This window comes from Micromonospora sp. DT231 (assembly GCF_049847025.1).
Classification (GTDB): Bacteria; Actinomycetota; Actinomycetes; order Mycobacteriales; family Micromonosporaceae; genus Micromonospora.
The window spans coordinates 275,646-299,833 of record NZ_JBNCNO010000008.1; the positions used below are offsets into that span (position 1 = coordinate 275,646).

Genomic DNA, 24,188 nt, shown 5'->3' on the forward strand with positions numbered 1-24,188 from the left:
CATCCACACACCGTCCGCGACGAGCCACCACCCCGGTGTCCAGCCGCCAGAACCCACGACGTTCGGGAGTCCACCGATGCCTGCCAACCTGCCCCGAGCCCGCCGCCGACCACCACCGGCCGCCCCCACCGTCGACCACCGCGCAGATGGCCACGACGACCAGGACCCGCAGCTCTACACCCCAACCGAGGCCGCCGCCCGACTACGCGTCCCGGAGTCATGGCTGCGCCGACGCGCGGGCCGCCGCCAGATTCCTTGCACCTTCCTCGGCAAGCACCTGCGCTTCTCATCCGCCGACCTCGCCGCCATCATCGCCGCCGCCGCCCAACCCCCCACCGGCCGGCGCGCCACCCGACGACGCCGGCACCCCGCTGGCGACTTGCCCCACCCCGACAGTCACGCGTCAATCACCCCCGCACCCGACACCAACCGGACGGAGACCACACCATGGCCTGGGTAGAAAAGCGCGGCAATCGATTCCGCGTACGGCTGCGCATGCCCGACGGCACCGTCACCACCGACTCATCCCACGACCTGCGCGCCGACGCCGTCATCCGCGCAAAAGAGATCGACGTCGAGGCGGCCCGCGACACCTTCATCGACCCCCGCGGCGGACGCATCCCCCTCGCCGAGTGGGTTCCGATCTGGGAAACAACCCACCAAGCCGGCCCCGCCACCTGGGCCGCCTACCGCAGTCACCTACGGCTGCACATCCTGCCCGCCCTCGGCCCGCTGCCCTTGGTCGACATCCGCCGCCAACACGTCAAGACCCTCGCCGTCGCCTTGGGAAAACGCCTGTCACCACGATCGGTGGCCGACGTGATCATGGTCCTGTCGATGGTTCTGCAAGAGGCCGTCGAAGACCGCCGTGTTCCCTTCAACCCCTGCCGGGGAGTCCGCATCCCCAAAGGCATCCGCGCCGAACGGCCGCATGCCACCGCCGAGCAGGTCGCCGCGATCGTCGCCCGCCAAGTCCGCCCCAGCGACGGGCTGCTCATCCTCACCGCCGCCTACACCGGTATGCGGTGGGGAGAACTCACCGGCCTCACCCGCGACAACGTCGACCTCACCACCGGCAGCATCCACGTGCACCCCGACGTCGGCGCGCTACACGAAGTGGAAGGCAAACTGTTCCTCGGCCCACCCAAGACCAACGACTCCGTCCGCCACATCCGGCTGCCCCGCTTCCTGACCACCCTCCTCGCCGTCCACCTCGCCGAACAACCCCACGACATCGTCTTCCCCGGCGCTCGCGGTCATCACCAGCGACGCTCCAACTTCAACCGCCGCGCCTGGACCCCCGCCGTCGCCGGCAAACCAGGACGGGGCATCCCACCGGTCCTGCCCGGCATGCACTTCCACGACCTGCGCCACACCCACAAGACCTGGCTCATCGAGGACGGCATCCCCGAGATCGCCCAAGCACGCCGCCTCGGTCACCGCCTCACCGGCGTGCGCGGCATCTACAGCCACGTCACCGAACCGATGATCACCAACGTCGTCGACGCCCTTCAGCGCCGGTGGGAAACCACCCAGCCCGACCGAACTGTCGACACTGTCCGACGACTGCGCGCCGTTGCCTAACGGAGGGGAGGATGAGTCATGCTCCAGGCCTTCGTAGCGGAACCACCGTGCGCGGTGTGTGGGCGACCGGCAACGCACGTCGAACTCGTCGCACCTGGTACCCGACCTGCGGGCTGGCAGTTCTGGTCACCGCAGCAGCGCGACGCCTACACCGCTGCCCGACAGCGTCACGACGACCAGCAGTGGTGGCTGCTGTTCTCCGGGATCGAGGCGGGCAACGGACTTGGCCGACCGGTGGACGTGGCAGAGGCGGAACGGATCGCCGACGCCTTCGCCCAGCCGTACCGGTATGCCGCGGTAACCTCTGCGAGCTTCTACGACGACGCCGGATTGTGCGGCCAGTGCGACGCCCCGTACTGCTACCACCATTGGAACGTCTCCAGCACCGGCTACGGACGATGCCCGCGAGGCCACGGCAAGAGCCTTGATCCACACTGGTGGCCCGATGATCTTTAGGGGCTTTCGACGGCGAACCCAGTGGGAGAACGTGGCTAATGCGTCCGCACAGATGGCGGGGGCGCCGTAGCCGCGCTCAGTGCGTCCAGCCAGCGGCGTGAAGGCTGTTGTGGAACCAGCCCCCCTGGCTGAACGGCCGGATAGTTCTGTCGTCGCCGACATGGTGTGGGAAGAGGGCTAGGACGTGGGCGAGGTCCTGCTCGGCCGGTCGGGGCAGTTGGAGGAGTGCCTCGTCGAGTGTCAGGCCGCTCGCCTTGACGAACTCGGGGTGCTTCCTGAGGTATGCCACGACGTGGTCCACTACGGCGGCGAGACGCTGGCGCAGCCGGGCGGCGTCGGGTGCGTCACGGCTGTCCCGTAGGTCAACCAACTGCCACGCCGGCCCGAACACCGGCACTAGTTGGCCGCCTGCCGCGTTGAAGAATTCCAGGGCCCCCCGACGGGTGTCGGCATCACCGAACCCATCCTCGATCATTTGCCGCACGTTCGAGTAGACGTGGGCGAAGGTGTCGTCGGCGGCGATCGCGACGACCCTGGTGATCGTGCGCGGGGCGGTGGCAATTGTTGTCGAAGATTCGTCCACTCTGCTTTTCTCCCGTACAAGCATGATGTGGAAGCTCGCCTATCTCTCATAGGCTAGGCAGTCAGGTCAACCGCTGACGCGCCGATGGGGCCCGACGTCTACGGGCTCACCTGCGTCGCATGATCGCGTGCAGGGTCCTGCTGCTCCCAACCTCCGTCACGTTAATGAGTTCCCACCCGGTGTGGCTGAGGTAGTCGGCGGCGGCGAGTGCCTGGCCGATGCTGGCCCCGCCGGGGGCGTAGGCGGCCACGGCAAGGTGCCGGTGGGGGTAGGCGCGTAGATCGACCAATTGCTGCAGAACCGCCGCCGCGGTGATGGCGCGGGAGCGAGCGACAGATTCGATGGTCTCGCGGGGCATGCCTCGACGATAACGGTAACCAGCACGGGCGATCGCCTGGCGCTGCTGACGGTATGGTCAACAGCGTGGAAGCTCGGTCCCGGAAACGGGCGCTGGTTGTCGGCCTTCTGGTAACGCTCGCGGTTAGCGGAGGGTGTGACGACGGCGGATCAGCGACGCCCCGTGCCGTCACCACCTCGCCGATCGTTGGTGCCACGAGTAGCCCGGCGCCCGCCGTCGGCCCTTCCTACGACGCTACCAACCTCGACCTGTGCCGGCGCACGGACCTGACGCCCCTGGCGGACTTGTCGGTGAGGGTCGCTCGTACCGATCCGAAGCCGCCGCTGGCGCGCCAGGGCTCGTCGTGCCTGTTCGAGATGCGCACCGCGGACGACCACCAGGCGAACTTGCTAGTGGAAGCCTCCTCGTTGACGAGCGCCGAGGAGGCGGGACGCCTCTACACGGCGACCCAGCAGGTGACAGGCATGACGGCGGACGGCCCCATCGCCGACGTCGGCGAGGAGGCCGAGGGGTTCCTCAAACGGTCGGACCCTGGCTTCAAGTACACCGAGTACATGCTGCACGCTCGGGACGCCAACCTGGTGGTGAAGGTCTGGCTCGCGGTAGGCGGCGATTCCTACCTGCCTAAAGAGGCACTCGCCGCGAAGGCTCTGACGATCCTCAAGGCGACCTTCACCGCCGTGCCGCACGCCTGATGACAGGCGCTACCCGCGGACGGCTTCGGGCCAACGGCCGCCGGGGAGCTTGGAGTAGTCACCGACCTGCGTCGCGATGTCCCGGACGTTACCCAGCGCGTCAACGAAACGTTCACCGATCCGCAGGAGGGTGTCCAACCCCGCGGTGACGATATCGCCGACAGACTTGGCCAACGTGTCGATGGCCCAGGGAATGTTGATGACCGTCGTCGCGTCGACGGCGGCCTGGGCGAACTTACCTGCCAGGTTGGTGACGATTGTCGCTAGCTCGACGGCGTAGTCAACGTTGGCCCTAGCGATCTTGAACAGCCACTGACTGATGAACTCCGCCTTGAGAACGGACTCGTCGACCGCCGCCCGCTGTTTGCCAGCCTTGTCGGCGTAGGCGCGCGCCGCGTCGCCGGTCCACTTGACCAGGTTCTGGTCGATTGGCTCACTGATCGCGAACGACAGCTGGGAGACGGGCGTCTTCACCTCGGTGATCCACCGGAAGCTCATCGAAATGAGCGACAGCACCGGCATCTGGTGCTCCAACGCGTGATCAACCCGATCCATGACCTCCCGCAGGCCGCGGCGCGCGGCGTCAATGTTGTGCTTGATCCATAGCAGCGCCGCCGGTCCGATGAGCCACGCCCACTCGTTGACCCGCGAGACGACGTCGTTGAACCCCTCGACGGCAAGGTCCACGCCGACGCGGATCTGGTCGAAGGCCTTGTTGAACGGCTCGCCGTATTCCAGGTCCGGCGGTGCGGGCTGCATGGGCTTAGATCCTTCCGGGTCGCGACGTCCGTGTTTAGGCTTTGTAGATCGTGTTGAGGTCCAGCGAGATCACCTCGTCGGCCCGGTCGTAGGCGTCGGCGACGCGCCGAAGGGCGTCACCGACCTGCTCAAACTCCGTCGCTGCCCCGGCGAGGATCGCGACCATGAAGGTGTGGAAGTCGCGGTACGCGGCTGAGTGGACGCCGGCGTTGACGTCGCCGATGTAGAAGGCAGACGCGTCTAAGCTCAGCCCGTCCGTGGCGCCCTTGATGGCGGTAGCGCTGTCGGACAGCTGCAACCATTTGCCGCCCTCGGTACGCAACGCGTCGGTGATGACGTTCAGCTCATCCACGCGACCACCCCTCAAGGTCGTGTTGATCTGCCCCTGCGAGGTCGAAGGAGCGAAGGACGGACCGTGCGTCGAACTGCAGCTGACCGGCGTCGGCACGGGCGATCCGTCCCGTGTCGCCGGTGATACCGACAATGCTGTTCGCGCGAATCCGCAACGTCAGACAACCGTTGGGGCTGGTCATGACCTGCTCGACTGGGGAAACGCGTAGCTGCGCCACCCGATCCAGCTCCGCGTCGAGGCCCTGCAGCGTGCGCCAGGTCGCCCGCGACCACACGTCCTCATCGAGCTCCGGCGACGCCTGCACCGCGGACGGTCGTGGCAGTGTCGGCGGAGCCTGCCCCTGCTGAAATTCCTTCAAGGCGGCCTGTTCCAGTGCGGCGCCGACGGCAGCGCTATAGGCCTCGAAGAGCACCACCGGGAACCGAGCCACGCCAACCTCGCTACGCCACTCGCGGCCAACCAGGACAGCTTTAACCCGCCGTCGCGTATCGACGACTACCGAAACCGATCCGGTGGCATCGGATCCGCAGAAACCATCCGTTTGGGACGGAATCCCGCCCTCCCGCAATACCTGCTCGACGCGCTGCTGAAGCGCGGCCTCATCACCGAAAAAATCGAGGCTTGCCAGCGACAGGCGTGGGTCGCGTCCGTCGCTCATCCGTCCCTCAGTTTCCTCAGCAACCAGCGGGTGCCCGATGGGCCCGATCTCCAAAGGCACGACCACCGTACGTGAAACCTCGTCAACCCGCAGTACCCGTGCCCGCCGTCCTGCGATGCCCTCACCGGGGGAAACTGGCCGAGTTCGCGGATCGGGCGGCTGCCGATGCCTAAGCCTTCGAGCGCAACGCCCGAGATGCCTTCACTCGTCGCTCAGCCGACGATCGCCAAGGCACCATCGGTCGGTACCGACGGTGAGGTCTAATCGCGTACCACGGGCGCAGCGACTGTTCCGTCGTCTAGGACGTCGGTCGTACACAGGGCTCTGACCAGGCTATTCGAGGTCTCGTTGGCCGCGGTGAGGTGCACCCAAGTACGGGCCAGCTCTATCGGCCGGCGTCGCAGGGGGCCTGCCTCGGGCACCGCGAGCAGCGCCGATCGGCCTACCCTTACCGTCCGAGCCGACGCTCGGCGCCAGCACGGTGCCGAGAGTTCATGGGTGACTGCTGGAGGTGTCTCGTGCGGTGGCTCCTGCAATGCAACCCGTCCAAGTGGCGCATCCATGATTTCGTCGCCGATGGTCATGAGATAACCGCGTGGACGGCAACACGTCACCTCAGCGATATCCGTCCTGATCAGGATATTGCTCTCTGGTTGACCGGAAGCACCGGCGGGGTGGTAGCGGTGGGCCACACCACCGGTCCTCCAACACCGGTGGCAGAGGGGCGAGTCGACGATGGCTATTACGCCGAGCCGCCTGATCCTGTCGCCGCCCGCTGGGTGGTGCCGGTCCGGCTCACGCGACGATTCTTGGACCAGCCGGTGCCACGCACCGCCCTCGCTGGCGATCAGGACTTCGCTGATAGCGCGATACTCACGCGGCCGTGGTCGGGCAACCCGTTTCCTCTGACAGACCGACAGTGGCTGGCCGTCGCACGACACTCGTTCGGCAGAGGCACCTCGGTCAACGGCCAGCTACCCGCCGAGGCGATGACCGGCGCGACCGACCTCCTACGCCGCTTGGTCGGCCGGCCGCTGACCACAGCATCAGGCCGACTCAACACCGTCATCGAAGTACGCCCTCCACACGTCATCGTCAGCACCGAACGCAGCCCCAACGGCCAGCCTGTACCGGTCGCCTGGGTCGACGATGCCCTCAGGCGCCTCCTGCGCGACGGGTGCGTCGAGCTTCACCCGCGTACCAGTACCTACCGGAGTGCGTTCATCGGAGCGGTACTGCTCACCCTGCCGGGTGCCCGCTCGTCCGGTAGCCCTCCTGTAATCACCCTCGACGCTCCACCGCAGCTCGACGCCGCAACCGGCGCATTCACCTTCGATGGCGACCTCGAACGGTTCGGCGTAGCCACTCATCGTGGTGAGCAAGCCCTGCTGCGCCAGCGCCTTTTCGCCTCAGCCACGGACGCCGACTGTGCTATCTGCGGGGAGACGTACCCGGTCCGCTTCCTCCGCGCCGCCCACATCAAGAAGCGCGCGGTCTGTACGGAACAAGAGGCACGCGACCTCGACCACATCGCCATGCCCGCATGCCTACTTGGGTGCGACGCCCTCTTCGAGGCTGGCTACATCGCTGTTGACCCCACCGGTCATGTCATCGTTACCGGCGACCCGGGCAACAGGGCCGCGCTAGATCAACGGTTGGCAGAGCTGGCAGACCGACGAGTAGACGCTCACACGACCAGCAGCGCTGCCTATTTCGCTTGGCACCGCGAAAATACCTTCCGCAGCTGACGCAGCAGTTCATCGGCGACGATCAGCATCGGACGGCATGGGGGCAGCTGGGGGCCGACGTCGCGATCGCCCGCCCTTACACCGGTAGAAGGCCTCCGACGCCGCGTCTGCCGAGGTCGAAGTTGCCGCTTGCGATTGAAGATCGCACGTTCGGCACTGGCCTTTATGCAGGTCACCGCAGGCATGGCCCGCAGGCCCCCTGCTCTCACGCCGACACGGTCGTAGGCGTCCTGACCCTAGGCCGGGGGATCGGCTACCGCGCCCAGCGTCCAGTGTCCAGTCAGCCAAATATGCAGGCGACGCGCAACGGCGGCTATTGCAGCGACCGGGGGATCTCCGAGGGCTAGCCACGCACTACCAGCACGGCAAGCTCGGCCTCCACGTCGAGGTACCGAGTTTCGGCCAGAGTGCAGCCGCCGTCCACCAAGCTGCGATTTCGTGCCGACGGCGCATAGACACCTCTGGCCCGCACCTGGAGCCTCGCCGAAGGGGGCCGGATAGCGCCGGGCGGCGGGGACGGTGGAGGGAGTTGAGAGAGCCGCTTCGAAAGCCGATGGGATCTGCCTGCTGAGCCGTCACTGCCGCACTGAATCAGGGCTGCGGCTCTCACCTCGCTGAGGCTCAGTGAGCCTCTTCAAGAATCGACCGGTTGATTGGTACGTCGCGCAAGAAGCGGTCCCGAAGGCGACCATCCAGCGTGGCTGCCTTCTTGAGCACCAGTGCTCGGGCGAGGTGGAGCGACTCGTTGGCCTCGCCATCGTGGCCCAGCGCACGCTGCACGGCCGCGTGCCGGTAGAGAATCTCCTCTGCCACAACCGCGGCGAGCCGCCATCCTGCCTCGCGCAGATGCTCCGTCGCACGTGCGCTGAACCGCAAAGCCTGCTGACCGTCACCGCGGCTGAGATGCCACTGTCCTAGCAATGAAAGGGTGACAATCTCGCTACGCCGCATGCCGGTGCGTTGGGTTTCATCAAGGCAGTTCCGCAGCACGTTGCCAGCGAGCTCGTCGTACGCCGGATCGACATCGACCATGCTCAAGAGGCTCGCCGCGTACAGGTTCGCGACCAGCGGCGCCAGGTTCGCCTGCCAGGTCACCGCTGCCTCAGCCTGCGCGTCCCTCAGCTGGCGTAGTCCCAAGGCGTCCCTGCGGTCTTGCACGCGGCGGGCCCCGAGGTACGCCAGGTTGACGGCATGCCAACCGTCTGGCTCTTCCTCATCGCGAGATCCGACCGCCTCGGCTAGGCACTGTTCGGCCTCCGTGTAGTTGCCGATCCCGGCCTCTACCTGTGCCAGATAGTTGAGACCGATCGGTAGCAGTCCCAGGTTGGGGCGTCGCCGCACCTGCGGGATGGTGGCCCGTAACCGGGCCAACGCAGCACCCAGCCTGCCTGCGTCGTAGAGGTTGACGCCGATCTGTAATGCGACCATGTGGCGGGCGCGCTGGACGACCGGATCCTCGGACTGTCGCACGGAGTCGTCCTCGGAGGCAGCGGCCTCTGCACGGGCCAGGACTGCCAAGCCGCCCTCCACGTCAGTCTTGGGTAGCTGCCGCCCGTACTCGCAGCCCGCCAACAGGATGCTAACCGCGTCGCCGTTCTTCAGCGCCTCTTGCCATGCCTCCCGTAGCAGAGGGAGCGCGGCCGGCACTCCTCGTGTGTACAGCAACACTTTGCCGTGCAAGTACTGGGCGCGGATCCGTAGATTGGCATCCCCGGAGCCTTCTGCCGCCCGCATCGCCTCCGTTGACAAAGCCTCCAGGCGCACGGTCCCGTCTGGTTCTGGTCTGGTCCGCCAGCTCAGCTCGCTGGCCGTCAGCAAGAGCTCAACTAGCTGGGCTCGGAGCCGGCACGTTTCCTCGTCCACTGGGGCGCGCCGAACACACTCGAGGCCTTGCTCGGCGATCTTGACAACCTCGGGTGCTGACGCACCGGTTTGAGAGAGCCGACACGCGACAAAGTGCGCTACTCGCCCGGCCGCGGGCCAGTCCCGCCCCAAGCGGTGATGTCGCACAAGCTCAAGCGCCAAATCCTGCGTCAGATCTCGATGATCCTCCGAGTACTCATGCAAGACCCGCCCGATCCGCCGATGCCGATCCCGCCGTTGCCACTCGCTTTGGTCGAGATACAAAGCCTCCTGCACCAGGTCATGCTCGAAGGCATAGCGGTCAGCCTCCAGCCGGTCGTCCCACGTGTTTGGCGGAAGCAGCTGCAGCAGCCCTGTGTCCCTGGCTAGCCGGTGCAGCCGATCCGCGACCCCGTCATGACGCGTGTCGAGAACCCTTGCCACGATGCTGCTGTGAAACTCCCGTCCCTCAACCGCTCCAACAGCCAACAGCCGACGGTCGTCGTCGCTAAGGCGGCTCAGCCGCGCGGCCACCACCAGCCGCACCTGCTCGGCCAACTGAATGCCCTCAGGATGCGGTGCGACCAGGTCGCTCGGTAGGTGGTCAGGGGTTGACGGCAGCGCCAGCTCTCGTCGATTGCTGAGGGAGTACCGAAGCAGGAGCGGATGCCCACCGGTGCGCCGGGCAAGCTCTACGGGCGCTACGTCAGGCGCAGACATCCGCTCGGCGTATTCGGCGATGGCCGACACAGGCAGACCCCGTAGCCGTATCCGCTGAGCGAGCCCGGTGACGACTAGGTCATCCACAAGCAGGCGCGCGGCTTGATTCGCCACGAGTTCGTCGTCGCGACCGGCAAGGACGAAGAGAACCCGCTGATCTTCGGCCGCCCTGGCGAGATATGACAGCACTGAACACGAGCTCTCATCGATCCGATGGAAGTCATCGATGGAGATGACCACCGGGAACCTCTCCTTGATGAGGTGTAGAAGCGCATCCGCCATTGCCCTCGCAGCGGTGCGGTTCTCGACCAGCGGAGCGCCGGGCACCGGGCCGGAGAGAGTCTCCGCGACCATCTTCAGGGTCGACCCCACTCCCGGAACCAACGTCAAAAGTTCTGGCCAGCGCTGCTTTACCGCCTCACCGGACCGTCGTAGCAGTCGCCTCCTCTTGGGCCTGTTGCGATCGATCAGCCAAGCCAGGTCAATGAGCGGTCCGTACGCCTCCAACTGCCCCACCTGAACGTGGCACCCCACCGACAGGAAGTCAGCCGGGGTGCCTGCCTCCTGGACGTGTCGGAGCAGGGCACTCTTACCGATGCCAGCCAGACCTTCAATGATCAGGAAGCCGCCATGGCCATCACACGCGCGATCAACCAGCGCCCGGACCGCGGATTGCTCGTCCTCTCGGCCGACGAACAGTTCAGCGGGCATCAGACCTCCCGAGAGCGAACACCATCAAGGTACTTTGATCCTGGCAGAAAGCCTCCACATACCTCCGGACGAGGGAAGGTTCGGGAGATCCTCCCCGACGCCGTCGAGACGAGGACCCCCTAGGTCCTCCATCCGCCCGGCTTACCTGGCGGTGATGCGGCTTCAAATCGTCTGCTCGCCCCGGCTTCGTTCATCGAGCTCGCGTCGGTACCAGAGTCCGGCGAGGAAGGCAGCCAGTACACCGAGCACGGCCGAGCCTATGCCGCCAGCGAGCCGAACCTGCCCAGAACCCATCCATGACGCGAGCAGCGCGACCGTGGCAAGTACCGCGCAGACGACCGCCGCCGGCAGCAGGGCCCGTCCCGAGCGCGGCGCGTTCAATACCAGGCCGGCGGGTTGCCGCTGCACAACCAGCACGTCCTCAAGCTTCATGTCCGGCTCAACCTCAAAGCCAGCCCGCCTCAGCGCCTGAACGTAGCGGCCTATCGTCCCTGGCTTCTTCGGGTAGCCGCAGTACGAGACGTAAAACGGCTCCGGTCCGTCACCGCTGGCGCCCTCCACCGCAAAGCCGTCCAGATGGCGCTCGCCAACGTCACGAAACCCGGCCCCGCGGAGTACGCGCCGTACGGCCTCAGCGTCGCGGTCCCGTGAAGACCACAACGGCCGTTCCCCTTTGCCATACCCGTACCTTGGCTCATCCATGAATCTCACTGTATCGGCACGCGGCGTGACGGTGTGACCACGCTCTGGTCAGCTCTCTCTGGCGACGTCATAAAGCAGCCATCTCGGACAACGGCGACGAAGGTGTAGTGGCGCGATGCCAGGTCGAGCTTGGCTCAATGATCACAGAACGACGCCCGTCAGGTCGTGATGATCAACACCATCACCATCCTGGTCACCAGGGACGAGTACCGACAACTGATACCTGGTCGGCAGGTCGTCCTCGGTGGCGGGAGAGGAATTCGGCGGCGGCTTCGGCTTTGGCGCGTTCGACGTCGAGTTCGACGATGACCGAGGTGTAGACGTCGGTCATGGCGGCGGAGGAGTGGCCGAGAAGTTCCTGGATGTCCTTGAGGTCGGCGCCGGCGGCTTTGAGGTAGGTGGCGGCGCAGTGCCGTAGGTCGTGCAGTCGGATCGGGGGTAGGTCGGCGTCGCGGACGAGGACCTCGAAGCGGTCGGTGACGGCGTAGGGGTGCCAGGGCTGCCCGTCGGGTTTAACGAAGAACAGCCCGGTGTCGGGCCAGGTGTGACCGGCGGCGAGTTTCCACTGGGCGCGGCGGGCGTGGTGGGCGCGCAGGACGACGCGGGTGATGCTGGCCATCGCCATGATCCGGTTGCCGGACTCGGACTTGACCTTCTTGATCACGGGTGTGTAGCCGTGGGTGGTCATCTGTTGGGTGACGCTGATCATCGAGTTGTCCAGGTCGACGGCGGCGTCGGTGAGTCCGACGGCCTCGCCGCGGCGCAGCCCACGGTGCAGGATGAGCGCGAACAGTGGGTAGAGGGCGATGTCGTGCTCTTCAGCGTGGTCGAGGAACGCGCCGGCCTGCTGCGGGGTCCAGACCATGACCGGGCTGGGTCGCTCGCCGGTGTCGCGCCACCGTTGTACGGCTTTGGTGGTCCATACCCGGGCTTTGGGACGTACCCCGGAGGGCAGCTCGATGTGGGCGGCGGGGTTGAAATCGATGAGCCGGTTGTTGCCACGGCGGATGGCGTCATTCAGTGCCTTGCGCAGGGTGGCGCGGATGCGGTGCATGCTCGCCGGTTTGGTGGTGCGCAGGCCGCGGACGCTGGCGCGGATGGCGGGGTCGTCGCTCTGGCGGGCGACCTCGATGGCGGTGCTGCGGTCGGCGATGGCGGCGAACATCGCCTCGACGTGCTCCACCCGTAGTTTCACCAGGGCTATGGCGCCCAGGTGCGGGACCAAGTGGACGCGGATGTGCGACTCGTAGGCCAGCAGGGTGTTGGGTTGCACGCCGCTGAGGCTGCGGCGGGACGCCAGCCACGACTGCAGGTACTCGCCGACGGTGGTCGTGACGGTGGCGGGCAGTCCGGCGCGGACCCGTCGGGCAATGGTGTCGCGGTCCGGTAGTGGCGCGCCGGCGGTGACGGCGAGGAGCATGTCGGCGATCTCAGCGGCGACTGCCTGGTCGTCAACGGCGAGTGCGAGCAGGGCTTTGGCGTGGTCGCGGTCGCCGGTGGCGGCGTCGCGGGTGTCGAAGGTGCTGCGGCGTAGTTGCCGGCGCGCGTGGCCGGGGTGGGTGGGCAGTTCGAGTTGGTAGGCCCACCTGCCGTGGGTGGCATTCCACGCTCCGCTCGCGCGGCGGATAAGGGGGCAGCGATTGCCGAGTTTGCGGCCCTCGCCGTCTCGGCACGAACAGCGTTTGAAGACCGATCCAGTCCTACTCGGGTGTGTCCCTCGGGTCGGGCGTGCGGCAGTAGGTGGCTGCGGGTTGGGTCGGGGGTGATCCGGGATTGTCTTTCGGCCTGGGATTGGGTCGTGTTCCGGTGCTGGTGCCGACGGCTCGCCGTGGTGGTTGGGCGGTAGGTGTAGGGCGTGGAGGATGGCCGCAACAGGCACGCGGTAGCGGCTGCCGAATCGGAGCACCGGGACGGGGAACTGGTTGGACTTGGCCAGGTCGTACGCGACCGAACGAGACAGCCCCATGATCCGCGCAGTGGTCGTCAGATCGGTAACTGCGCCCAAGGCGCTGATTCGCTCACCAGTCCAACTGTTGTCCTGGCCGTCGCCGCTCGGCCCGGGCAGTGATACCGGTCCGAGAACATGTTCCGAGGTCTTCATCGCAGAGTGGCCCGCCCAATGACCAAAAGAGTCGATTCCTGACAGCGAATGGAGGTCAACGCCAAGCGAGGGTCTTCTGCGAGACAGAGCGTCGACGACTACGGGAAGCCCGCTACTCCCTGTAGATAGTTCGAACCAAGCACTGACAGTGTGTGGTGAAAATCAGTGGCAGGTGCACCGCATCCCCCCGAGTCGGATATCTGACCTCGAATGGTCGGTCGGGCACTTAGCGACTCTTGTCGGCGGGACGCTGGTGGCCGAGTGATCGATGTGTGGGCCGTAGTGGCTCGGGCTAGCGTCGTCGATCTAGTGCAAGTTTGTGGGAGATGAGCTGTGGGATATCGCTTCAACGCTCCGCCGAATTGGCCAACCCCGCCGGAGGGTTGGGCACCCGGTCCTGGGTGGAACCCGGACCCGGCATGGGGACCTCCGCCGCCGGGGTGGCAGCTATGGATCGCCGATGCACCGATCGCCGCGCCCGTACTGCAGCCACTACCTGCTCCTCCCGTGGTGGCCTCTGCCATGCCACAGACCGTCCCGCCGCAACGCGCCGACGATCCTGAGATTCCGCTGTTCGGGGCGCGGACTAAGGCACGCGAACTTGCTGCGGAGGTGACACATCTCAGAGCGGAGCTGGAGCGGGCCCGGCTAGAGATGAACCGCCTCGGAGTACTGCCCGCGGTAGAGCTCGAGCAGTACAGGGAACGGCTGACGCGAGAAATCGCTGAACAGACTGCCACAGCCCAAGCGCAGAAGGCTGACCTGGAGCGCCAGCTGCGGGACCTTAGTCTGCAGGTCGTGGTGACTGAGGAGACGGCGCTGCTGCAGGAGGCTGGCGTCTACGACTACCGGCACCCCCTGTCAGACGCGGTCGCATACCAGAGCGCACTGGCTGGGCTGCAGGCCAAGATCAAGAACATGGCTAAGCGGGAAGGCGGCGCGGTCCTCGCCGCGACTGGCTGGACGGTGAACGGCTCAGCTGCCGAAGGGCGGGTGATGGTCCGGGACTTCTCCAAGCTGCTGTTACGGGCGTACAACGCCGAAGCCGACAACCTGGTACGGGGACTGAAGCCCTACAAGCTCGACTCGGCGGTCGAGCGCCTGGGCAAGGTCGCCGCGACGATCGCCAAGCTAGGCAAGACGATGCACATCCGCATCTCGGAGGACTACCACCGGCTGCGGGTCCGGGAGTTAGAGATCACGGCTGACCACCAAGCAAAGCTCGCCGAGGAGAAGGAACGCGAGCGCGAAGAGAAGGCGCGACTGCGCGAGGAGCGACGGGTTCAGCAGGAAATCGACCGCGAGCGTGCCCGTCTCGACAAGGAACGTCAGCACTACACCAACGCCCTCGCCGCCCTGCAAGCTAAAGGCGACGTAGACGGCGCCACCCAGATGCAGGAGCGGCTGTCGCAGATCGACACCGCCATCGAAGACGTGGACTACCGAGCCGCCAACGTCCGCGCTGGCTACGTGTACGTCATCTCAAACCTGGGAGCCTTCGGCGAGAAGGTAATCAAGATCGGCATGACCCGCCGCCTCGACCCATTGGACCGAGTCCGGGAACTCAGCGACGCCTCCGTCCCCTTCAACTTCGACGTCCACGCACTCTTCTTCTCCGAGGACGCCGTCGGCATCGAAGCAAAAATGCACACGCGCCTAGCCGACCGAAGGGTCAACCTCATCAACCAGCGGCGAGAGTTCTTCTACGTCACCCCACAGGAGGCCAAGGAGTACCTGCTGGAGCTGACGGGCAGCCTGCTGCAGTACGACGAAGTCCCCGAGGCACTCGAGTACCGACAGAGTCTGACGCAAGCTAAGGAACGGACCCCTTAAGGACAGCCGGCCGGTCCGTCACCGGAGGAATCTGGCGGAGCTCGATGTGCTTCCGGGCCGCACCGACTGATCGGCCCGTACTCGCCGGCCAGCGCGGCAAGGTGCGGGTCGGAGGTGGTCGCGCCAGGCAGAATAGCTCGCAGTCCCCTAACCCCCTCCCCGGCAGGAAGTACGCATGGTTGTCCTTCGATCTCGCCGCCTGGAGTCCATCTTCGGCACGGCGCTAGACACCCTCGCCTCGCACCACATCCACGCGCTGGTGACCGTCGGCGTGCAGGAAGCCTTCGACCTGGATTTCAAGCAGACGCTGTACGGCGGGAAGGACCAGGAGAAGCGGGCGCTCGCCGGCGATGTCGCCGCCCTGGCAAACACCGGGGGAGGGGTGATTGTCCTGGGAGTCGAAGAGGACGACCAGGCCCGTGCCACTAAGGCGCCGGGTGTCGCCATCTCCGATGCGGAAGTGGCCCGGATGCGCCAGTCGATCGCGTCGCTCGTCGCGCCGATGCCTGCGGTAGATATCCTCACCGTGCCAGAGTCGGCAACCGGCACCAGCGACGACGGCAGCCAGCAGGGCTTTATCGTCGTGGCAGTACCCCGCAGCCCTGGCGCGCCGCACGCCGTGCTGATCAACGACGGCCTGCGCTTCCCCGTACGCAACGGTGCCACGACTCGCTACCTGTCCGAGCCCGAGGTCGCCACCGCCTATCGCAACCGGTTCGCCAGCGCACAGCGGCAGGGCCAGCGGATCGTCGAGGTCGAGCGGGAGGCGATCAGCAGGCTCGCCATGGACGACAACTACGCTTGGGTGATTGTGTCGCTGGTGCCGGACCTGCCCGGCGACATGATCCTCCAGGACGCGTTCAAGGCCTGGGAGACGGAGATCAGGCGCAGGCCGACCATTACCAACGAGGGCGTCGGGATTAACCGGACGCGTGTCGGACGCCGGCGACTTTTGGCTGACGGGACGAGCAACTACGCAGTAGAGTCCCGATTCGTCTCGCTGGAGCTGCACACGGACGGCTCCGGGGCCTTCGCGTTGGGGGTTTCCAACCTAGGGTCGCGGAGAGCTACGTCGCAGCGCGGGGGCGAGCCTGACGACTCTGGGCGCCAGGTGGTCATCGACGAGGGGATCGCCGCAGGTATCGTCTCCGGACTTCTCCAACTCGGTCGGCACGCTCGCGACCGGGCGGCGGCTGGCGGCACCGCCCTGATCCGGGCACAGCTGCATCCGGTTGGAGAATCGCGGCCGACCACGATCGGCCACACCCGGTTCTACGGCATGGGGGAGACCCGAACTGGCGAGCAGTACCAGGTCAGGGCCGACCCGGCCGAAGCCGCTGCCGCCGTCGACGACCTGGCGCAGCCCGGCCCAGCTCTTATCGAAGCTGCGGCCCTGCTGCTCGACGAGCTGGGCCAGGCGTTCGGCGTGCCAGAGATGGGCCAGCTGACGCGGGACGGTCGGATCCGCCGGAGGTACTGGAATTCCAGCAGGCAGTCCGAGATTGTCCAGTGGGCCGAGGCGTACGGCATCGAGGTAACCGAGGAAAGCATCTGATCGCCACCCCACGAAGCCCCAGGCCCAGCGTCGGGGCTTCGTGGTGGAGCACCAGCGCGTGGCCGCCGCGACAGTCTCGACGGTGGGGCAATGGATCGTGTCGCCCTCGGACACAAATCATTACCTCACGGTGTGCGTTGAGATCGGTTGCGGCGCGCACCGTTTGCGTTTCAGGCTGGAAGTTCACTTTTGCGCGATCAACGGCGCTGCCCACGAAGTGCGTAGCCCGCTGACGAACATGCGTAGCTGGCGGGGAGCTGTACAGGACGACCTTGCACCCGCCCACCCGAAACTGATCGGCCTGCCGCTCGGCGAGACCGCCCAGCTGCGACACCTGCCGTTACCGAGAAGCCAGCGAGTGGAGAGGTGGGATAATCCTATGAGCCGTCCGGGGCATAGAGCCAGCACTTACTATAACGTATCCCCGTTATCGGAATAACGGTCAGCAGGGTCGATCGGTCCAGAATCGACGTAATTTGCATAGGCGAGTTCGGAATGACTTCGAATATCCGACGCAATCCTGGAATCAATGAAACGGTTAATGAATCCCAAGTCCGCATGTGTCACCCTCATAGCATCGTGATGAAAATCCCTCCGAACGCCGCTCTCTGCGCCGTCGAGGTAGAGCCTCTGCAAGGTACGCGTCGGCTGCGGAAAGGGGTGCCCTACCCCGCCGTTGATCAGGACCAACTCCCGCAGGGCAGGCATACGCCCAATTTCTGTTATGTAATCAAAGCCCTCTAGAATCAGTAACCGACATGCCTCCATATGCTCGAGCACGCGGGGGCTGGCGCCCCGTCCACTGAGCCATAGAACCTGAACGTTCCCGGCCCACCGTCGCAATTCAGAAATATGGGAATGGTTGTCAACGCCGGCCACCATCAGCATTATCGGTGGCCCAAATGACGCGAACAACTCTTCGGTAAGAAGGTCGGGCCCGTCCAGGTACACGCTGTGGACAGGTCCCCGAATGTCACGACTAAAGCTTGAATAGCGCAAGCCGGCGTAGATTGAGGATTCACGAAAGCCGACCATTAGGTCGTTGCGCTGTTCTTCGAGGATTTGATACGATTCGCCACGAGCGCCCCTCCGCACTCTCAGATGCTGGCGAGTATGGGATGAACTGATGACCCAACGCGCAGCCTGGGAATTGATAAGATTCCGGCCGGCGGCCGAAGAGGCGGCGCGGACCGATATCTTCTCTATGTTAGTTGCAGCGAACAACGCGTGCTGCACGCTCGGTGCCGAAATAGCCGAAGCGGGAATTTGCAGTTCACGCAGTGCGGGAACGTGCCGAGCTGCCGCTAGCACCTGCTGCGCGCTGCTGGACACAATGGGCAGCGGATCAGCAGCCGCGAGAGGTTGAACGATGCGGATTGCGTATTCGTCCGCGTCGAAAAAACGCCACGCATACATTAGGGCGTCCCGCACAGTGAAACGACGATCTGGCAGGTATCGTTCCAGAAGTGCGATTCCGGCTGGATCCCCAATCTCGCCCACGGTACGAATGATCGCCGTGACCTCCTTCACCGTACGGCCGGGCAACGCGGCGAGCAGGTCGAGCACGAACGATCCCGCTGCTGCCAGGGAGCGAGCAGCGGTTATATTTTTCGGCGGAAGGAGTTGAGCTGCCGCTGCTCTGACCCCCTGCTGAATTTCCGGCGCAAGTTCCCGTACGGTCTCTAGGCATAGTACGGCCAACAGGTGGAATACTTCCCGGCGGTCAGGCTCTATATTCCCTCGATTCAGCAGCCCGGAGACGAGCTCGTTCGCCTGCTTCGGGGTGGCATGGCCGGCCGCCATGACAATGGTCTCCCGCCACTCTGCCTCTTCTGCGTTGCGCGGAAGCAGTCCGACATCGTCAGCTTCGACGGCGGCCTTGCCGGCCAAATACTCCTGGAACGTACGGTGCACGAAGTTCGTGCGGCCGTGGACCGGCTCCCTGATCAGCCCGCTGCGTTCCAGTAAATGCCGGTAGACCTCTTCTGCATTCGCCTCGATCGCGGGCAGGTTGGGCAGCCTCGTACCGATCCGCTCGACCACGCGAGAGGTGGGAACTTCAGACCAACTGTTACGAATCAACCAGTAGGCGACGTCCTGAAGCAGCAGCGTCTTGGTCGTGCGAGTAAGTCCGGGCACAGTGTCCAGCCCACGCTCGGTATCCCGACGCTCCAGCAGCATATGCAATGAAACTTCGTACAGCTCCATACGACTGGATGGAAGATGTGCGTGCCGGTCCCGATGCAAGGCGCACAGCAGGGCGCAAAGCAGCGGATATCCGGCCAGCCGTCGAAGATGATTACGGAATCCCAGCTTCAGCAAGAGACTCTGCTCGTAACGGTCCAGGTCCTGCCGGGCGGAGGAGTCGCGGCTCTGTTCCCGCATCGCAGAATGCCACCGTTTGACAAACTCGTTAATGTCCGAAGGTGTCATCGGTTCCAGTTCGCGCACCTCAAACTCCTGACCATCCAGCCAGTCTGCCGGAGCAGCGGACGGACGCGAGGTGACCACGTATCGAGCTTCATGAAAAAGGACTACCAGACCATTCAACCAATGCCGCACCTCTTCGCGACGCGCCGCATTGAGTTCGTCCAGTCCGTCGATAAGAACCACCGCCTTTCCCGACCGGAGCTTCGTGTGTACCCATCCGGGTGGCATCTCGGCGGACACATGTCGCCCCAGTTCGGCGACGAACTCCTCTGGCCCGGGTAGCGGCCCGCTTGCGTGTCGGCGCAAGGCGATGAAGAACGGGACCGTGTCATTCCAGTCTGACATTGCGGAGTCGAAGGTCGAGCGTGCACTGTGCACTGCTATCCACTGCAATAGTGTCGTCTTGCCCAGCCCTGCTTCGCCCCGCACGAAGATTCGTCGGTGTTGGCTCAAGACGTCTGGCACCCGTACAGCCGATTCGCCGAGCCCTTCGTCACCCTCATCTTCCCCTGAGACGGTTAGGCTGAGATAGGCCACCGAAAGCGGATAACGGCGAGTCGCCTCCGACAGGGTAGCACCGAAGAACTCGATTTCGTCGAGCCTATTTGATACAAGCTGGCGATAGTCGCGCTCGAAATCGCCTTCACCCCGCCGTTCCGGCAGCCGGTCAAGCGCCTCCCGCACCAGATCGAGCAGTTGAGCATCGCGTCGCAGTAACTCGCTCAGCCCGGCGACTCCTGTCTGCGGCAGTACGGTACGGAATTGGATGATATATGCGCACGACTCCCGCAGCACCAGGTCGTACAAGCTCTCCGCGTCCGCTGACAGGCCAGCTCTGGTCTTCGCGTCAGGCGAGGCTCGCCTGACGTACCGGTCGAGCTGCCCTGCGTCCAAGTCCATAGCGAAAAGATCTTCGTCGGTCAAAGCCACTCGGTCGAGAGTGTCCGTTACAGCCGTCACCGCGGCCAGTCGCTCGTTTTCCGGAAGCCCGCGGTACTCCCCGACGATCAATGGCTCCAGCCGCTCCGCGACCACCTCGGCGCTCTCGTCGACCATCCGAGCGAACCGCCGGCGCTCTCGATACCCGGTCAAGCGCTGGCCTGCGACGTCCACCGCTACACCGACCATGTCAGCAGCGATCTTGTTGCTACCCAGCCAGATGCCGACCGCACCCTTGACGACGGCTCCGCCTAACGCAATGGTGATCGCCTCGACGCTCATTCGCACCATCGTGCTGCACCAGAGCAAGCGTGTCACCCCTGAACGAACGGCCCCGGATTGCTGCCACCCAACGCTCGCAGGACAAGTGTCACGCCGTTAGGCAGCGACGACCTCCGAACAGGAGATCAGAGCAGCGCGACCACGGGAGCACGTGCCGACCCAACGTCCCCGTCCAAACCCATCGCACCGCCCGGGGCATCCGACTGGTAGTCCTCAGAAGAGTGAGGACCGATGGCGCGAACGCTCGTCCCTTGACCGGTAGAAGGCCTTCACCTGCGATTCTGGGTCCGAGTGGGGCCTTCTGTAGATCGCAGCCGAACATCGAGGCTTTGAACCGCCCGTCTCTGCGGGCGAGCCATGCAACCCAGCATGTCCTCCCCGCATCCGAGCCTGGCGGACGACGTCGGATCTGATGGGATCCGATGTCGGTGCGGATTGTCATACTGGGGCCGTGAACTCCGAGCATGGACGCGTGGAGGTCGTAGGCACCGGCGTGACGGATAGCCTCGCCCGAGCCACGACCTACCTCCAGCGGCTCTCCCAGGAGGCGTCCAATGTTGACGATCTCCTCACTCACCTCGGTGAGGCAATCACGTCCACTCGCCTGGCACTTGAGAAGTGCCTACACGGGTACGACTCGTTCGACACGCTCGCGTTCCTTCGTCTCGCGGCGGGGCCGTGGGACTTCAGCGAAGTGCGAGAGAGCCAGAGCCAGGTCGAGAACTCCCAGGCCGCCCAAGACGTCATCTCACTCACGCTCCTAGGCATGGGGTTGCCCCGGAAGCCGCTGACTGGGGAGAACTCGGGGCAGCCCAACCCCGGGAAGGTTTTAGGTCTGGCAGCCGACATCGTGAGGGCTGCCCAGACGCGTGCCATCTTGCAGGGCCAGCGTGTGGACCAGCCGCTCGGCGCTCTCGCCGGCGAGTTCATGGGGTACGAGCTCTCGGTCCGCGGACGGCAGTACGAGTCGATCGCGACGGAATTGAACACCGGGCTCTTATATGACCCAACCGTTGCCAACGCCATGGCGAACACCCTCGGGTTCACCCTCGACGACATCCGGGCGGTGCGCGAGGCGTCGGTGGCTCTGTTGAACGAGCGGTTCTTCGGGGCGCGCGACCGCGTCGGGGACGTCGCTCAGTCGAGTGCTGGCATCGAAGACATCGATGCTGACGCGTTGCGGCGCGACATCAATCTCATGGTGAACGAGTGCCGGCTGTTTGGGGCTGTGTCGGCCGTCGAGGCCGCAGGCCGTGCCGGAGTCGAGGAGTCGACGGCGAAGGCAGTGCTGGAGTATTTCAGCACCTCCCGGCCAGCGGAGGATGACACTAACCCGGTCATCAGGTTCGTGCAGGGGGAGCGTGTGGTGCCGTGGGGGTGCATCGCGGACGACGGCGAGTACCTCATCCTCAACGGGTTTCTGGGTGAAGACGAACTGCGCCGCAACATCGAGCGTGGGATCGCTGCGGCCGCCGCCGGGAAGCGCGGGAGTGCAGGGAAAGTGTGGGCGAAGTATGACGGGCGGCGGGCCGTGTACTCCGAGTCGAAGGCGGCTGCCGCGCTCAGCAAGCTGCTTGCCGGAGTCGAGCCCCGCTGGGAGGGGCAGAAGTACGTCGGCCCGGTCTCCATCGACCAAACGGCAAGCCTGGGCAAAGACGCCGACCGGACGGGCGTCCCGACCCGGGACTTCGAGTCGGACTTACTGTTCGTCGTCGACGGTATCGCCTTGTGCGTCGAGGTGAAGGCCGGGTCCGTCACCGAGAAGGCCCGCGGCGGCAACGCCAAGCGGTTGGCCTCAGATCTGCAGAAGACCTCAAGGAGGGCAACGAGCAGGCAGACCGGTTGACCAACCTGATCCGCACCAACCAGGGGGTATGGAGCGTCGGCGGTGAGTGGATTGAACTGGCGTCGGTCAGGGAGATCCACTCGATCATTGTGATGCTCGACGATATGGGCCCGCTGTCGTTGTCGATGAACGAGCTCGCGCACAAGGGCATCATCGATACCGACGAGGTGCCGTGGATCGTGAGCTTGCACGACCTGATCGTTATCAGCCGCACGATCGACCACTCCGCCCAGTTCCTGGAGTACCTGCGCCGCCGCCGCAGCCGGAAGCTCGCAACAATGGTCAACGGCGTCGACGAGCTCGACATGTTCATGTGGTTCGTCAACGGAGGGATGTACTTCGAGCCCGACCCGCGGGACGTCGCCGCCCAACTCCCAATCGACCGGCCTATCAAGGCGTCCGACCTGCGCCGCTACGAAGAGCAGTCCCCCGTACGGCTCGGCACCCTCACCGACCCGCTGGATGCGTGGTTCTACAGCCGAGAAGGGCTCTCAGACACCCAAGCACCCAAGCCGATCCGACAGGAGGAGCCGTGGGTCGAGCAGTACCTAACCGCGAGCGAGTCGGCCAAATCACCCGGGTGGCTTCGGTTCGGCGCCGACCTGGTCGGTCTGAGCGACAGCGCGCAACGCGACATCGAGAAGAATCTGAAGGAGCAGTGCCACCAGGCGCGTGGCGGCGACGTTGAGCGCAGCCTGACCACTCACGGCACCACCAGTGCTGGGCCCTGGCTGCTAACCGCGGCGGCCGTGCCTGAAGGGGCGAGTATCGACCACCTTCCTGGGTACATAGACGCGAAGCAGTACCAGACGCGGTCGAGCCGGTCGATGCTGCTGCTGTACGAGACCGACGGGTCGCTGAGCGGGTCTCGCTACCGCGGCGAGCCTCAACGTCGGACTGCCGACCGAGACGCCGCCATCGAGGTCACCCCGCTGCGAAGCCTCGCGGCCACCTTCAACAAGGTTCCGCCGAGTGCACGACGAAGCACCAGGCAGTTGCGCGGCCAGCGGGGAAAGAAGAACCGTCGGCGCTGAGCACCTTCAGGCGCGCCCGGTCACGGTTGTCCGCCAGCGTGGCGACGTGAGCGGTCAAGAAGACCTGCATTGGTCTTTGGTGATCATAGTGCTCGCGCACTCTCATGCCGCGAGGTGCGCGCTACGCAGTGTCCCGCCGAGCTGGCCTGAATGCCGTCCGGACATGCCGCGATCCGGTCGCTACGCGGGGTCGCGTCTCGCGCCGGTGGCTGGCTCACGGAGATGGCCGAGGAGTGGTGGCTCAGCCCTGGCGGGTGGGTCGGATGGTCAGGTCGCCAATCTCGACGTCGTCTGGTTGGTCGATTGCGAAGGCGATTGCCCTGGCCACCGATGCCGGGTCGATGCCGAGTTCGGCCATGTTCTGCCTGGCCTGCTCGCGCATGGCCGGATCGTCGAGGGCGTTGTCGATGAGCTCGGTGCGAACGTAGCCCGGGGAGATCGACGTGGTGCGCAGGACGCCGTCGGTACTCTCCTGGCGCAAAGCCTCTAGGAAGGTGCGGACCGCGTTCTTCGTTCCGGCGTACACCGCCTGCGTGGGGACGATTTTTAGTCCTGAGGTCGACACCACGGTAACCAGGTGGCCGCTGCCCTGACGGCGGAACACCGGCAGCGCTGCGGCGATCCCGTGCAGGATGCCCTTGACGTTCACGTCGACCATGGCCGACCAGCCCGCGACGTCGAGGTCGTCCATTCGGCCGATCCTGGTGATTCCGGCGTTGCCGATCAGGACGTCCAGCCGGCCGAACCGTTTGACGGCGGTGTCGACCAGCGACTGGAGGTCGTCGGGGTCGGTGACATCGGCGCGGACGGCGGCCGCGGCGCCGCCCGCAGCGGTGATCTCGCCGACCAGCTGATCCAGCCGGTCGGTGCGGCGGGCGCCCAGCACGACGACCGCGCCACAGGATGCGAGATGGCGCGCTGTTGCTTCACCGATGCCACTGCTGGCGCCAGTGATGGCGACTACCTTGCCCTGGATGGTCATGGCGACTCCCCTAGAATG

Annotated in this window: 19 protein-coding genes; 9 read left to right on the top strand and 10 right to left on the bottom strand. The window is 65.4% G+C overall.

The genetic code is table 11. From position 1 onward, the window contains the following. Positions 1–76: 76 nt before the first annotated feature. From ACPXBU_RS22030 to ACPXBU_RS22040, 3 genes are read left to right on the top strand one after another with little or no spacing between them, the layout of a single operon-like run. Positions 77–460, top strand: a complete 384-nt coding sequence (locus tag ACPXBU_RS22030; RefSeq protein WP_425759455.1) for a helix-turn-helix domain-containing protein — start codon at positions 77–79, stop codon at positions 458–460. Positions 461–495: 35 nt separating this feature from the next. Next, positions 496–1,584, top strand: coding sequence for a tyrosine-type recombinase/integrase (locus ACPXBU_RS22035; RefSeq protein ID WP_425759498.1), 1,089 nt, complete (start codon positions 496–498; stop codon positions 1,582–1,584). Between the two features lie 18 nt (positions 1,585–1,602). After that, entirely contained in the window at positions 1,603–2,040 is a 438-nt protein-coding gene (locus tag ACPXBU_RS22040; RefSeq protein ID WP_425759456.1) for a hypothetical protein, read from the top strand. A 76-nt stretch (positions 2,041–2,116) separates the two neighbouring features. Here the strand turns inward: ACPXBU_RS22040 and ACPXBU_RS22045 are convergent, their stop codons facing one another. Further along, positions 2,117–2,647: a hypothetical protein gene (locus ACPXBU_RS22045; RefSeq protein ID WP_425759457.1), complete on the bottom strand. Its 531-nt coding sequence runs from the start codon at positions 2,645–2,647 to the stop codon at positions 2,117–2,119. Positions 2,648–2,729: 82 nt separating this feature from the next. Next, the gene (locus tag ACPXBU_RS22050; protein WP_210787601.1) at positions 2,730–2,981 is read right to left on the bottom strand and encodes a transcriptional regulator; all 252 of its coding nucleotides are present in this window, start codon (positions 2,979–2,981) and stop codon (positions 2,730–2,732) included. A gap of 65 nt (positions 2,982–3,046) precedes the next feature. Here ACPXBU_RS22050 and ACPXBU_RS22055 point away from each other — a divergent pair, with 65 nt between their 5' ends. Continuing rightward, a complete protein-coding gene (locus ACPXBU_RS22055) occupies positions 3,047–3,676 on the top strand; it encodes a hypothetical protein (RefSeq protein ID WP_425759459.1) in 630 nt (209 codons plus the stop codon). 9 nt (positions 3,677–3,685) lie between these two features. On the opposite strand, the gene ACPXBU_RS22060 is transcribed toward ACPXBU_RS22055, so the two are convergent. From ACPXBU_RS22060 to ACPXBU_RS22070, 3 genes are read right to left on the bottom strand one after another with little or no spacing between them, the layout of a single operon-like run. Beyond that, positions 3,686–4,435, bottom strand: coding sequence for a hypothetical protein (locus tag ACPXBU_RS22060; RefSeq protein WP_425759460.1), 750 nt, complete (start codon positions 4,433–4,435; stop codon positions 3,686–3,688). 34 nt (positions 4,436–4,469) lie between these two features. After that, positions 4,470–4,787 (bottom strand): hypothetical protein, encoded by a 318-nt coding sequence (locus tag ACPXBU_RS22065; RefSeq protein ID WP_425759461.1) that lies wholly within the window; start codon positions 4,785–4,787, stop codon positions 4,470–4,472. Next, on the bottom strand, positions 4,780–5,445 hold the full coding sequence (locus tag ACPXBU_RS22070) for a hypothetical protein (protein WP_425759462.1): 666 nt from the start codon (positions 5,443–5,445) through the stop codon (positions 4,780–4,782). Before ACPXBU_RS22070 ends, ACPXBU_RS22065 begins: the two co-directional genes overlap by 8 nt. A 518-nt stretch (positions 5,446–5,963) precedes the next feature. Here ACPXBU_RS22070 and ACPXBU_RS22075 point away from each other — a divergent pair. Further along, the gene (locus ACPXBU_RS22075) at positions 5,964–7,193 is read left to right on the top strand and encodes an EVE domain-containing protein (protein WP_425759463.1); all 1,230 of its coding nucleotides are present in this window, start codon (positions 5,964–5,966) and stop codon (positions 7,191–7,193) included. 621 nt (positions 7,194–7,814) lie between these two features. On the opposite strand, the gene ACPXBU_RS22080 is transcribed toward ACPXBU_RS22075, so the two are convergent. From ACPXBU_RS22080 to ACPXBU_RS22090, 3 genes are all read right to left on the bottom strand, one after another. After that, the gene (locus ACPXBU_RS22080; protein WP_425759464.1) at positions 7,815–10,466 is read right to left on the bottom strand and encodes an ATP-binding protein; all 2,652 of its coding nucleotides are present in this window, start codon (positions 10,464–10,466) and stop codon (positions 7,815–7,817) included. A 162-nt stretch (positions 10,467–10,628) separates the two neighbouring features. Continuing rightward, positions 10,629–11,168 carry a hypothetical protein gene (locus ACPXBU_RS22085; protein ID WP_425759466.1) on the bottom strand — a complete coding sequence of 180 codons (540 nt, stop codon included), beginning with the start codon at positions 11,166–11,168 and terminating at the stop codon, positions 10,629–10,631. A gap of 193 nt (positions 11,169–11,361) precedes the next feature. Further along, on the bottom strand, positions 11,362–13,269 hold the full coding sequence (locus ACPXBU_RS22090) for a tyrosine-type recombinase/integrase (RefSeq protein WP_425759467.1): 1,908 nt from the start codon (positions 13,267–13,269) through the stop codon (positions 11,362–11,364). A 522-nt stretch (positions 13,270–13,791) separates the two neighbouring features. On the opposite strand from ACPXBU_RS22090, the gene ACPXBU_RS22095 reads away from it, so the two are divergent. Both ACPXBU_RS22095 and ACPXBU_RS22100 read left to right on the top strand, forming a co-directional pair. Beyond that, positions 13,792–15,102, top strand: coding sequence for a DUF4041 domain-containing protein (locus ACPXBU_RS22095; protein WP_425759468.1), 1,311 nt, complete (start codon positions 13,792–13,794; stop codon positions 15,100–15,102). A gap of 175 nt (positions 15,103–15,277) precedes the next feature. Then, on the top strand, positions 15,278–16,657 hold the full coding sequence (locus tag ACPXBU_RS22100; RefSeq protein ID WP_425759469.1) for a helix-turn-helix domain-containing protein: 1,380 nt from the start codon (positions 15,278–15,280) through the stop codon (positions 16,655–16,657). A gap of 411 nt (positions 16,658–17,068) precedes the next feature. Here ACPXBU_RS22100 and ACPXBU_RS22105 read toward each other — a convergent pair whose 3' ends face one another. Beyond that, positions 17,069–20,308 carry an NACHT domain-containing protein gene (locus tag ACPXBU_RS22105; protein WP_425759471.1) on the bottom strand — a complete coding sequence of 1,080 codons (3,240 nt, stop codon included), beginning with the start codon at positions 20,306–20,308 and terminating at the stop codon, positions 17,069–17,071. Between the two features lie 451 nt (positions 20,309–20,759). On the opposite strand from ACPXBU_RS22105, the gene ACPXBU_RS22110 reads away from it, so the two are divergent. Together ACPXBU_RS22110 and ACPXBU_RS22115 are read left to right on the top strand one after the other, a co-directional pair. Beyond that, positions 20,760–22,154, top strand: coding sequence for a hypothetical protein (locus tag ACPXBU_RS22110; RefSeq protein ID WP_425759472.1), 1,395 nt, complete (start codon positions 20,760–20,762; stop codon positions 22,152–22,154). Next, positions 22,151–23,188, top strand: a complete 1,038-nt coding sequence (locus tag ACPXBU_RS22115) for a hypothetical protein (protein ID WP_425759473.1) — start codon at positions 22,151–22,153, stop codon at positions 23,186–23,188. The genes ACPXBU_RS22110 and ACPXBU_RS22115 overlap by 4 nt, the downstream gene beginning before the upstream one ends. Before the next feature lie 241 nt (positions 23,189–23,429). On the opposite strand, the gene ACPXBU_RS22120 is transcribed toward ACPXBU_RS22115, so the two are convergent. After that, entirely contained in the window at positions 23,430–24,170 is a 741-nt protein-coding gene (locus ACPXBU_RS22120) for an SDR family oxidoreductase (RefSeq protein WP_425759474.1), read from the bottom strand. Positions 24,171–24,188 lie beyond the last annotated feature (18 nt).